Below are 11,612 nucleotides of genomic sequence, written 5' to 3' on the forward strand. Positions count from 1 at the left end.
ATGACGGCGCGATCCTGAGGCTGTGGATGGGGCGTGACAATCGAAATCCGACGAATAGCACGACCTGTATACAATTATGCAAGTTACTGTTTTATCTACGGAACTTAACCGATTTTCGCCGGTCTTTAGCTACTTCGGACAAGGCCGTTTTCATAGGAAAACGGCCTTTTTTGTGGGCGATTGAAAAGTGAAGCGGGCAAGAAATGTGTTGGTTGAGCCGGTGTTTTCGCGGGTAAGCCCGCCCCCACAAGTACGGCGGTATCCTGTGGGAGCGGGCTTGCTCGCGAAGGGGTTACTGCAGACGCTCGATCAAGCCGTCTGAGCCATGATCAAACCTGTTTCACTCGCTGCTTCCAGGCGGATCGCAATGAACTTCGACGTCGGTGTATGGCTGCCATCGCCGACACTTTCCAGTGGCACCAGCGGGTTCACTTCCGGGTAGTAAGCCGCTGCCTGGCCCGCCGGAATATCAAATGCGAGCAGGGTGAAGCCCTTCACCCGACGCTCGCGGCCGTCGTCCCACAGCGACACGATGTCGGCCTTCTGCCCGGGGCGGAAGCCCAGACGGATGATGTCGGCCTCGTTGGCGAACAACACGTCGCGCTGACCCTTCACCCCGCGATAACGGTCGTCGAGGCCATAGATCGTGGTGTTGTACTGGTCGTGGGAGCGCATCGATTGCAGGATCAGGTCCGGCAGTTTGCCGGTGGCGCGGGTGCGTTCGTGCAGCAGATCCCGTGGCAGGGCGTTGGCCTTGAAGTTGGCGCGGCCCGAGGTGGTGTTCCACTTGCGCGCACCGGCGGTGTTGCCGAGGTAGAAGCCGCCCGGATTCTTGACCTTCTCGTTGAAGTCCTTGAAGGCCGGAATGGTGTCGGCGATCAGTTCGCGGATGCGGCGGTAGTCGGCCACCAGCCAGTTCCAGTCCACCGGTTGGCTGCCCAGGGTCGCGGCAGCAATGCCGGCCAGGATCGCCGGTTCCGAGCGCATCTGGTTCGACAGCGGCTGCAACTGGCCATTGGAGGCGTGCACCATGCTGAACGAGTCTTCCACGGTGACGGCCTGCGGGCCTTCGCTCTGGACGTCGATGTCGGTACGACCCAGGCACGGCAGGATCAGCGCGTCCTTGCCATGGGCCAGGTGACTGCGGTTGAGCTTGGTGCTGATCTGCACGGTCAGGTCGCAGTTCTGCAGAGCCTGGAACGTGCGCGGGCTGTCCGGCGTGGCCTGAGCGAAGTTGCCGCCCAGTCCGATGAAGACTTTGGCGCGCCCTTCGGCCATCGCGTGAATCGCTTCGACCACGTTGTGGCCGTTGTGGCGCGGCACCTTGAACTGGAAACGGCGCTCCAGAGCGTCGAGGAACGCCACTGGCGGACGCTCGTTGATGCCCATGGTGCGGTCGCCCTGCACGTTACTGTGGCCGCGCACCGGGCACAGACCGGCGCCGGGTTTGCCGATGTTGCCGCGCAGCAGCATCAGGTTGGCGATTTCCTGAATGGTCGGCACCGAATGCCGATGCTGGGTGATGCCCATGGCCCAGCACATGATCACGTTCTTGCCTTTGGCGTACATGCGCGCCGCTTGCTCGATTTCCACCAGGCTCAGGCCGGATTGCGAGACGATCTGCTCCCATGGGGTGTCGTCGACCACGCCCAGGTATTCCAGCACGTTGACGCTGTGCTCATTGAGGAAGTCGTGATCGAACACCGCCGGGGCACCGGCCTTCTGCGCATCGCGTTCCCATTGCAGCAGGAACTTGGCCATGCCGCGCAACACCGCCATGTCGCCGCCCAGCGCAGGGCGGAAATACGCGGTGTTGGTCGGCTTGTCGCCGTTGGTGAGCATTTCGATCGGGTGCTGCGGGTGCTGGAAGCGTTCCAGGCCGCGCTCCTTGAGCGGGTTGATGCAGACCACCTGGGCGCCGCGTTTCACTGCTTCACGCAGCGGTTCGAGCATCCGTGGGTGGTTGGTGCCGGGGTTCTGGCCCCAGACGAAAATGGCGTCGGCGTGTTCGAAATCGTCGAAGGTCACGGTGCCTTTGCCCACGCCGACACTCTGCGCCAGCGCCACACCGCTGGCCTCGTGGCACATGTTCGAGCAGTCGGGGAAGTTGTTGGTGCCGTAGGCGCGCACGAATAACTGATAGAGATACGCCGCTTCGTTGCTGGCACGACCGGAGGTGTAGAACTCGGCCTGATCCGGGCTCGACAGACCTTTGAGATGCTTGCCGATCATGGCGAACGCGTCTTCCCAGCTGATCGGCTTGTAGCGATCGGTTTCGGCGTCATAGACCATCGGCTCGGTCAGGCGACCCTGATATTCGAGCCAGTAGTCGCTCTGTTCCAGCAGCGAGGTGACGCTGTGTCTGGCAAAGAATCTGGCATCCACCCGCCGCTTGGTCGCTTCCCAGTTCACCGCTTTGGCGCCGTTCTCGCAGAACTTGACCATGCCGCTTTCCGGCGAGTCGCCCCAGGCGCAACCAGGGCAGTCGAAGCCGCCGTTCTGGTTGGTCTTGAGCATCATGCGCAGGTTTTTCAGCGCGTTGTCGCTGGTCAACCAGGCCTGGGCCACGCTGATCAGGGCGCCCCAGCCACCGGCTGCGCCTTTATAAGGCTTGTAGCGTGGGACGGGAGTCTGGTCGGCTTGATTGTGTTGGCTCACGAGTGTTTCTCCATCGCTGGGCTATACACCCGCGGCGCGTTCTTCTGCGGCAGGTGGATGAGATTGAGGTTGTGACGACGAGCCCACTGCACGGCAAGGCCGGTGGGCGCGGACAGGCTGACCAGGGTCTGGATGCCGGCGCGCAGGACTTTCTGGATCAATTCGAGGCTGCAACGGCTGGTGACAATCGCCAGGCCGCCGTGGGTGGAAATCTTCTGCCGGATCAGCCCGCCGATCAGTTTGTCGAGGGCGTTGTGCCGGCCGATGTCTTCGCGGCCCAGCCGCAGTTCGCCGCTGGCGTCCATGAACACTGCCGCGTGTACTGCACCGCAATGCTGGCCCAGTGGCTGGAACGCGCCGATGCGCTGGCGCAGGCCGTCGAGCCATTGCGCGGGCGGCAAAGGCGCGCCGGGCAGTACCTTGAGATCGGGTAGCGCCTGTTCCACTGCTTCCACGCCGCACAATCCGCAACCGCTGGTGCCGGCCAATTGTCGACGTTGTTGCTTGAGGTTCCAGAAGGCGCGGTTGGCGATGGTCACTTGCGCATATTGCGCCGAGCCGGCACCGGTCAGTTGCAGGTCGTAGATATCCGATGCGTCTTCGATGATGCCGCTGCCGAGGCTGAAGCCGACGATGAAGTCTTCCAGGTCGGTCGGGGTCACCAGCATCACGGCCTGGCTGATGCCGTTGTAGGCGATCGCCAGCGCAACTTCCTCGGCGAGCGCGGTGCTGGACGATTCTTCAAGGGGAAGATCGCTGTAACTGTAGGTCTGGCTGGCGACGGGCGCGGCCGTTTCAACAGCAGGCGCCGCGCAGACAGGGTGCTTGGCGTTCATGGCATCACCGACGGACTGATCAGCTATAAGCCTAGGCGCGGCAAGTTGTCGCGTCTAATCGCTAATCTCGATCTTCCGATAGATGCTGTCGATCAAGACTCGGCTGGTGATTTCTGATACAGCGCGAAGCAGGCTTCGGCCAGCGCCGAGCGCGGTGCGCCACGACGCATGATCAGGCCCAGTCTGGCGAGGGTCTGGGCATGTTCGATCGGTTGCAGGCGCAAATTGTCGGTGAGGGTTTCCAGCCCACCGTCCAGCGGCATCACCGCGCAACACAGCCCGCCATGCACCGCTTGCAGCAATTGATGAACGGCATCGGTTTGCAGCAACGGCTGCGGTGTCAGGCCACGGCTGTGGAAGTTGTGGTCGATGGACTGGCGAAAGTGCATGCCGCTGGTGAGCATGCCCAGCGGCAGTTCGATCAGCGACTCCCAACTCAGCGGCGCCTCGCCAAAACTGAAGAAACGCTGGTCATAGAGCAGGCCCATGCGGGTTTCGCTGAACGCCAGGGACTCGAAGCGTTCGCCGTCGAGACGATCCAGATAAGACACTCCAAGGTCGATGCGGTTGTTCGCCAGTTGCTCCAGCATCTGGTCCGAACTCAGTGATGACAGTTCGAAGCGCAGATTCGGGTGCTGGGCATGCAGGCGCTGCATCAGCGGCAGTGCATCGAAACTCGATAGTGGCACCACCCCCAGGCGCAACGTACCGATCAGGTTGCCGCGACACGCCGCCGCTTCCGCCTGCAAGCCATCGTAGGCCGCCAGCACCGTGCGCGCCCAGGCCAGCACCCGCTCACCCGGCGCAGTGAACCCTTCGAAGCGCTGGCCACGGTTGACCAGCGGCAGATCCAGTTCTTCTTCAAGGCTGCGCAAACGCATCGACAGCGTCGGCTGGGTGATGTGGCAGCGCGCGGCGGCCTGGCCGAAATGGCGGGTTTCGTCGAGGGCGATGAGGAATTTCAGCTGCTTGATGTCCATCTTCGCTCCGGGGCGCAGGCAAGGGGTGGACGATTCTAACGCCTGTGTGGGGGCAGGGTCATTGGTCGGGCTGGAACCGGGAGTGTGCAGCGTGGTCTAGGCTTGGGCGTCTGGAACCCAAATCAAGGAGTGTGCGCCATGAGTCTTTTGAGCTTTGTGAAAGAAGCCGGTGAAAAACTGATCGATCTGCTGACCCCCGGCAACGCCAATGCTGGCGAGCAATTGAAGGAACATATCGCCAAGGTCGGCCTGGGCAATCCGAACGTCCAGGCGACGGTGGATGGCGACAAGGTGACGGTCACCGGTGAAGTGGCGAGCCAGGAAGAGAAAGAGAAGATTCTGCTGGCGGTGGGCAACATTGCCGGGGTTGGCAGCGTTGACGATCAGATCACCGTGACCGGTCCGGTGGCGGCCGCCGCGCGTTTTGTCACGGTGAAGAAGGGCGACACCCTCAGCGCGATCTCCAAAGAGGTGTATGGCGACGCCAACAAGTACAACAAGATTTTCGAGGCCAACAAACCGCTGTTGTCGCACCCGGACAAGATCTATCCGGGTCAGGTGTTGCGCATTCCCGAGTAACGCATGACCGCTGTGGCGCGGGGACAGGTCCCTGCGCCACCGCATTCAGAGACCGGCGATCAGTTCCCGGTAATCCTCGACCGCCGCAAACTCGGCGGTGTCCTTTGGCCCTTTGCGGCTGTCCGGTTCCTTTACGGCCAACAGATGCGCCACACCGAAATTCCGCGCGCTGCGCAGGATCGGCAACGTGTCGTCGATGAACAGGCTGCGCGCCGGATCGAAACCGATGTCGGCCTGCAAGGCCTCCCAGAATTGCGGGTTTTCCTTGGGGAAGCCGTAGTCATGTGAGCTGATCAGCCGTTCGAAGTACGGCGCCAGCTCGACCCGTTCCAGTTTCAGCGACAACGAATCACGGTGCGCATTGGTGATCATGATGACCCGTTTGCCGGCGCGCTTGATCGCTTCCAGAAACGTATCGGCATCCGCGCGCAGGGCGATCAGGTGCGCGGTTTCCAGCTTCAGCTCGCGCACCGACAGCTTCAGTTCAGTACTCCAGAAGTCCAGGCAATACCATTGCAACTGGCCGGCGTGGCGCTCGAACAGCGGCTGCAATTCCATTTCCGCCATGGCCCGACTGACACCGTGCAGTTCGGCGTAGCGCTGGGGCAGGTGTTCCAGCCAGAAGTGGTTGTCGAAGTGCAGATCCAGCAGCGTGCCGTCCATGTCCAGCAGAACGGTATCAATGTCGGACCATGGTAATGAAGGCATGGCAACGTCTCGAGCGGTAGAAGGATATCCGACGCAAACAATCGGAAAAGCCGCGTTATAGTAGCGCGTTCACGCCAAGGAGCTTTGCATGCGCCAGAAACCCACCGTACTCGCCCGGGAAATCGTCGCCACCAGTCGTCTGTTCTGTGTCGAGGAACTGAAACTGCGTTTTTCCAACGGCGTGGAGCGTACTTACGAGCGGCTGGTCGGCAAGGGTGCCGGTTACGGCGCGGTGATGATCGTGGCGATGCTCGATGCCGAGCATGCGGTATTGGTCGAGGAGTACTGCGGCGGTACTGATGAGTACGAAATGTCGCTGCCCAAGGGTTTGATCGAACCCGGCGAAGATGTGCTGGCGGCGGCCGAGCGCGAGCTCAAGGAAGAGGCCGGTTACGGCGCCCGGCAACTGGAGCACCTGACCGAGTTGTCGTTGTCCCCGGGCTACATGAGCCAGAAGATCCAGGTGGTGCTGGCCACCGATCTGTATGAGGAACGCCTGGAGGGCGACGAGCCCGAGCCGATGCGGGTCGACAAGGTCAACCTGCGCGATCTTTCGGCATTGGCGCAAAATCCGCAATTTTCCGAAGGTCGCGCCCTGGCGGCGTTGTATCTGACCCGCGATCTGCTGACCCAGCGTGGTTTTTTTCAATGATGAGTGAGATGTCGATGAATTTTTCCCATCCGATGATGGCGCCAGTGGTTGAGCTGGCATTGCAGGCTGGCGAAGTGATTTTGCCGTTCTGGCGTTCCGGGGTTGAAGTCACGGCCAAGTCCGACGATTCGCCGGTGACCGCAGCGGACCTGGCCGCACATCATGTGATTGTGGCGGGATTGAAAACGCTGGATCCGAGCATTCCGGTGCTGTCCGAGGAAGACGCCGACATTCCCCAGGCTGTGCGCGCCGGATGGCAGCGCTGGTGGCTGGTGGACCCGCTGGATGGCACCAAGGAGTTCATCAACGGCAGCGAAGAGTTCACCGTCAACATTGCCCTGATCGAAAACGGTCAGGTGGTGTTTGGCGTGGTATCGATGCCGACCAGTGGACGCTTTTACGTCGGCGGCGCCGGGTTGGGTGCCTGGCGTGGCGACAAGGGCGCGACGCCGGTGGCGATTCAGGTACGTGACGTGCCAGCACCGGGCGAGGCGTTCACCGTGGTTGCCAGCCGTCGCCATTCGAGTCCGGAGCAGGAGCGTCTGTTGGCGGGGTTGAGCGCCAGTCTGGGCGAGCTGCAACTGGCGAACATCGGCAGTTCGTTGAAGTTTTGTCTGTTGGCCGAAGGTGCGGCGGATTGCTACCCGCGACTGGCGCCGACCTCGCAGTGGGACACTGCTGCCGCGCAGGGCGTGCTGGAGGGGGCAGGCGGTGAGGTGCTGGACCTGAGTGGCGATGCGTTCTGCTATCCGGCGCGGGAGTCGTTGTTGAACACGTACTTCCTGGCGCTGCCGGCGAAGGCGGCGTGGCGTTCGAGATTGCTGGAACTGGCCCGGGGTTAAGAGGCTTTTGATGTCAGCGGTGCAAGACGTACTGCCCGCTGAACATCACTGCTTCCTCATCACTTCCCGCGTTGACAATCCGCGTATGCAGCGTCAACCGCGCCCGTCCATAACGCTGGTACATCGCCAGAAACTTCTTCCACACCGCTGCATCCGGTGCCGGGCAAATTGCTGTGGCATCACCGGTCACGGGCAACGGGTAACTGATCTGCCCCTCCTGGATCACGATATGCCCGTCTTCGATGCCTTCTTCCTTCAGGCGCAAATGCAGCCAGCCCCAGCCCGCCAGCACCGCGCCGCAGTACAGACTGCCGCCGAACATGGTGCTCTTGTGGTTGACGTTGGCCTCGAGCGGCAAGTGCAGGCGCAGTTGCTGTGCATGCCAGTCGAGCACCTTGAGGCCCATGTCCCGGGTGAGGGGAATGTCGTGATGCAGGACGGATTCCAGATAACGACTGTCGTGCTTCATGCCCGGGCCTCTTGTTGAAGAAGGTTGAATTGACCGTGGTTCATTCGGATTCGTCGGCATGACTGCCGCTGTCGGCGAAGTTCAAGCCGTGTTTGCGCAGTTTGTCGTGCAGGGTCTTGCGCGGAATGCCCAGAGCCTCGGCGAGGCTGCGAACCGAGCTGTGCGGACGCGCCAGTTCGGCGGCGATCAGCGATTTCTCGAAGTTCTCCACCTGTTCGCTGAGGCCACCGCCGCTGACTTCGACCGTGGCGCCGCCATGGCTGTCGGGTTCAGTGTTGTCCAGCGCCAGCTCCAGACCGAGGGCGAAACGCTCTGCCGCGTTTTGCAATTCACGCACATTGCCCGGCCAGCTGTGGCGCAACAGTAACGCCCGTTGCGCCGGTTGCAGCGAGTTGGGCAGCAAGCCGTGGCGCTCGCTGGCTTCATCGGCGTAATGCTGGAACAGCACCAGTGCATCCTCGCCACGTTCGCGCAACGGCGGAATACGTAGCGGTGCGACGTTGAGGCGGTAGTACAAGTCGGCACGGAACCGGCCCTGATCGGCTGCCTGACGCAGGTCTTCCTTGGTGGCGGCGATGACGCGGATGTCCAGCGGGATCAACTGATTGCCGCCGAGCCGCTCGACTACCCGCTCCTGCAACATGCGCAGCAGCTTCACCTGCACATCCAGACTCATGCTTTCGATTTCATCGAGGAACAGCGTGCCGCCGTTGGCGAATTCGAATTTGCCGATCCGGCGTTTCTGCGCGCCGGTGAAGGCGCCGGGTTCGTGGCCGAACAGCTCGCTTTCCACCACCGATTCGGCCAGTGCCCCGGCGTTGATCGCCACGAACGGGCCGTTGCGTCGGCTCGACAGATCGTGCAGGGCACGCGCGACCACCTCCTTGCCGGCGCCGGTTTCGCCGAGGATCAGCACGTCAGCCTTGGTCGCCGCCAGTGCACCGATTTGTTCACGCAGGCGCAGCATCGGGGCCGATTGCCCGACCAGTCGCGCGCTCAGTTCATTGCGATCGCTGAGGGCCATGCGCAGGCTGCGGTTGTCCAGCACCAGACGGCGCAGGGCCAGCGCCCGGCGTACGCTGTCGAGCAGGGCGTCACTGGCAAATGGTTTTTCCAGGAAGTCATAGGCACCGGCGCGCATCGCCTGCACCGCGAGGGGCACGTCGCCGTGGCCGGTGATCAGCAGCACCGGAAGTTCCGGATCCTGGGCGTGCAGTTGACCGAGCAGCTCCAGGCCGTCCATGCCCGGCATGCGGATATCGCTGACCACCACGCCCGGCCAGTCGCGCTCCAGTTGCCCGGCCAGCCCGGTGGCTTCGGACAACTGAAGGATTTTCAGGCCCGCCAGATCCAGGGTCTGACCGAGGGCCTGACGCAGGTGCGGATCGTCGTCGATCAACACCACCTGAATGCGATTGTCGATGGTCATGCACTTCGATCCTCGGACGGTTGCAGGCTGACCCCGGGCGCGCCGGCGCGCAGCCGCAGGGTGATCAAGGCGCCACCTTGCTTGTGGTTGGCGAACGACAGTTCACCACCGAAGGCGCGCATCAGGGTTTCACAGATTGCCAGCCCCAGGCCAAGGCCCTGGGTGCGGGTCTTGGTGGTGTAGAAGGGTTCGCTGGCGCGACCCAGGGCTTCCATGCAGAAACCCGGGCCGTTGTCGCGAATGTACAGGTTGACGCCTTCGCCGGTGGATTCGGCACTCAGCCACAGTTTTCGCGGCGGGCCTTTCTCGGTCAGGGCATCGAGGGCGTTGGCGAGCAGGTTGCCAAGCACCTGGCGCAGGCGGGTTTCCCCGGCCTCGACCCACAGGGTCGCGGCAGGCAGATCGCGGATCAGCTCGACATCCATGCTTCGCCGGCGTTTCGCCAGCAGCGCCAGGGCATCGTCCAGCGCCGGTTGCAGGGCCACGCTTTCCGGGGCATGACGATCACGTCGGGCGAACGCGCGCAGGTGGGCGATGATCGAGGCCATGCGCCCGGTCAGCTCGCTGATCAGCTTGAGGTTGCCACGGGCATCCTCGGTGCGCTGGTGATCGAGCAGTACTTCGGCGTTTTCGGCGTAGCTGCGAATGGCCGCCAGCGGCTGGTTGAGTTCGTGGCTGATGCTCGCCGACATGGTGCCCAGCGCCGACAGTTTGCCGGCCTGTACCAGATCGTCCTGGGCACGTACCAGTTCCTGTTGGGCCTGTTCGCGCTCCAGCACTTCCTGTTTCAGGCGCCGGTTGAGTCCTTCCAGGTCGCTGGTGCGTTCGGCGACCCGACCTTCGAGCTCCCGCCGCGCCTTGGCTTCGAAAGCGATCCGTTCCAGGTAATGACGACGGCGCTGCATCATCAGCCCCAGCAACAACATGACCACCAGCAACGTGGCACCGCCGATCGCCACCACCGTGCGTACCGGACGGTCGATCAGGGTGCGGGGGGCGAGAATGCTGACACTCCAGCCGGTTTCATCGATGTCCCGGGTCTGGGTCAGCCAGGCGCTGGAGCCGAGGTTCAGCGGGCGCGGGTTGCGGGTCGGGTAAGGCTGGATCGCGGTGATCGCCGCGCGTTCGGTGTCGCTCAGGGTACGGGTCGAGCGGAAACGCCATTCCGGACGCGAGGTGAGGATGACCACGCCGTTGTGATCGGTCACCAGCAGTTGTTCCGGGGTCTTGCCCCACAGGCTTTCGGTGTGGTCGAGGTCGACCTTGATCACCAGTACGCCGATTATCTTTTCGCCGTCGCGCACGGCGGCGGCGAAGAAGTACCCGCGCTTGGCAGAGGTGGTGCCGAGGCCGAAAAAGCGCCCCAGGCGCCCGGCCATGGCCTCACTGAAATAGGGCCTGAACGAGAAATTGCGTCCGACGAAACTGTCATGTTTATCCCAGTTCGAGGCCGCGAGTGTCTGGCCGGACGTGGCCATCAGGTACATGACTTCGGCACCGGTCTGCGCCGCGATGTTTTTCAGCAGCAGGTTGGCGTTGGCCTGGGTGACGCCGTCGTCCGGTGCGCGAAGGACAGCGCGCAGCGCCGGCAGGTCGCCGAGTATCTGCGGCAGCACTTCGTAGCGATGCAGGGTGCCCAGCAGGTTGGCGACGTACAGATCGAGGGTCTGGCGGTTCTGGCCGACCAGTTCGCTGCGGTAATAGCGCTCTGCCAGATGTTCCAGCGGCCACAGCAGCGGGGCCAGGCACAGGGCCAGCAGGGCAAGGCTGCGCCAGCGGGGGCGACGGGGAAGGGTCGGTGTCATGAGCATCAAGCGCCTGTGGGTACAGGCGCATTATGCCTAGGCTTGCAGACGCAGTCTGCGCACCCGTTGCCGGGCTCGCAGCGGCGTTGAATATTCATACAAGACTTCAGGAAAAGACGTCGGCGTCCTTGAAGAAGGCTGCTGCCTGATCCTTGCCCGACAGTTTTGGCGCTTCGTCCAGCTGCCAGTCGATGCCCAGGTCCGGGTCATCCCAGCGAATGCTGCGCTCGGCGGACGGGGTGTAGTAATCGGTGGTCTTGTAGAGGAACTCGGCGAACTCGCTGAGCACCACGAAACCGTGAGCGAAACCTTCCGGTATCCAGAGCTGGCGATGGTTGTCGGCGGACAGGCGCACGGCGACCCACTTGCCGAAATTCGGCGAGCTGCGGCGGATATCCACGGCCACGTCGAGCACTTCACCGAAGGTGACACGAACCAGTTTGCCCTGGGTGTTTTCCAGTTGGTAATGCAGCCCGCGCAGCACGCCTTTCTGCGAGCGTGAGTGGTTGTCCTGGACGAATTGGATATCCAGGCCGGTGGCTTGTAGAAAAGCCTTGGCGTTGAAACTCTCGTAGAAGAAACCGCGCTCGTCGCCAAATACTTTGGGTTCGATGATCAGAACACCGGGCAGATCGGTGTTGATTACATTCATGA

General features: G+C 62.5%; 11 protein-coding genes. 3 read left to right on the top strand and 8 right to left on the bottom strand.

The window, feature by feature from the left end; translation table 11 throughout:
- Positions 1 to 309: 309 nt before the first annotated feature.
- From KVQ74_RS14660 to KVQ74_RS14670, 3 genes are all read right to left on the bottom strand, one after another.
- The gene (locus KVQ74_RS14660; RefSeq protein ID WP_217831793.1) at positions 310 to 2,658 is read right to left on the bottom strand and encodes an FdhF/YdeP family oxidoreductase; all 2,349 of its coding nucleotides are present in this window, start codon (positions 2,656 to 2,658) and stop codon (positions 310 to 312) included.
- Positions 2,655 to 3,494, bottom strand: coding sequence for a formate dehydrogenase accessory sulfurtransferase FdhD (fdhD, locus tag KVQ74_RS14665; RefSeq protein ID WP_217831794.1), 840 nt, complete (start codon positions 3,492 to 3,494; stop codon positions 2,655 to 2,657). Before fdhD ends, KVQ74_RS14660 begins: the two co-directional genes overlap by 4 nt.
- 92 nt (positions 3,495 to 3,586) lie before the next feature.
- Positions 3,587 to 4,474 carry a LysR family transcriptional regulator gene (locus tag KVQ74_RS14670; protein WP_217831795.1) on the bottom strand — a complete coding sequence of 296 codons (888 nt, stop codon included), beginning with the start codon at positions 4,472 to 4,474 and terminating at the stop codon, positions 3,587 to 3,589.
- A gap of 138 nt (positions 4,475 to 4,612) precedes the next feature.
- Here KVQ74_RS14670 and lysM point away from each other — a divergent pair, with 138 nt between their 5' ends.
- On the top strand, positions 4,613 to 5,053 hold the full coding sequence (gene lysM / locus KVQ74_RS14675) for a peptidoglycan-binding protein LysM (RefSeq protein WP_217831796.1): 441 nt from the start codon (positions 4,613 to 4,615) through the stop codon (positions 5,051 to 5,053).
- A gap of 45 nt (positions 5,054 to 5,098) precedes the next feature.
- On the opposite strand, the gene yrfG is transcribed toward lysM, so the two are convergent.
- Positions 5,099 to 5,761: a GMP/IMP nucleotidase gene (gene yrfG, locus KVQ74_RS14680; RefSeq protein ID WP_217831797.1), complete on the bottom strand. Its 663-nt coding sequence runs from the start codon at positions 5,759 to 5,761 to the stop codon at positions 5,099 to 5,101.
- Positions 5,762 to 5,849: 88 nt separating this feature from the next.
- On the opposite strand from yrfG, the gene nudE reads away from it, so the two are divergent.
- Complete coding sequence (gene nudE / locus KVQ74_RS14685; protein WP_217831798.1) at positions 5,850 to 6,413, top strand: ADP compounds hydrolase NudE; 564 nt, start codon at positions 5,850 to 5,852, stop codon at positions 6,411 to 6,413.
- 8 nt (positions 6,414 to 6,421) lie between these two features.
- Positions 6,422 to 7,255 (top strand): 3'(2'),5'-bisphosphate nucleotidase CysQ, encoded by an 834-nt coding sequence (gene cysQ, locus KVQ74_RS14690; protein ID WP_217831799.1) that lies wholly within the window; start codon positions 6,422 to 6,424, stop codon positions 7,253 to 7,255.
- A gap of 13 nt (positions 7,256 to 7,268) precedes the next feature.
- Here the strand turns inward: cysQ and KVQ74_RS14695 are convergent, their stop codons facing one another.
- From KVQ74_RS14695 to rfbC, 4 genes are all read right to left on the bottom strand, one after another.
- Complete coding sequence (locus tag KVQ74_RS14695) at positions 7,269 to 7,724, bottom strand: thioesterase domain-containing protein (RefSeq protein WP_217831800.1); 456 nt, start codon at positions 7,722 to 7,724, stop codon at positions 7,269 to 7,271.
- Between the two features lie 40 nt (positions 7,725 to 7,764).
- Complete coding sequence (locus KVQ74_RS14700) at positions 7,765 to 9,153, bottom strand: sigma-54-dependent transcriptional regulator (protein ID WP_217831801.1); 1,389 nt, start codon at positions 9,151 to 9,153, stop codon at positions 7,765 to 7,767.
- Positions 9,150 to 10,958, bottom strand: coding sequence for a sensor histidine kinase (locus KVQ74_RS14705; protein WP_217831802.1), 1,809 nt, complete (start codon positions 10,956 to 10,958; stop codon positions 9,150 to 9,152). Before KVQ74_RS14705 ends, KVQ74_RS14700 begins: the two co-directional genes overlap by 4 nt.
- A gap of 106 nt (positions 10,959 to 11,064) precedes the next feature.
- Entirely contained in the window at positions 11,065 to 11,610 is a 546-nt protein-coding gene (rfbC, locus tag KVQ74_RS14710; RefSeq protein WP_217831803.1) for a dTDP-4-dehydrorhamnose 3,5-epimerase, read from the bottom strand.
- Between the last annotated feature and the right edge of the window lie 2 nt (positions 11,611 to 11,612).

The sequence above is a fragment of the Pseudomonas botevensis genome (assembly GCF_019145475.1).
Lineage (GTDB): Bacteria > Pseudomonadota > Gammaproteobacteria > Pseudomonadales > Pseudomonadaceae > Aquipseudomonas > Aquipseudomonas botevensis.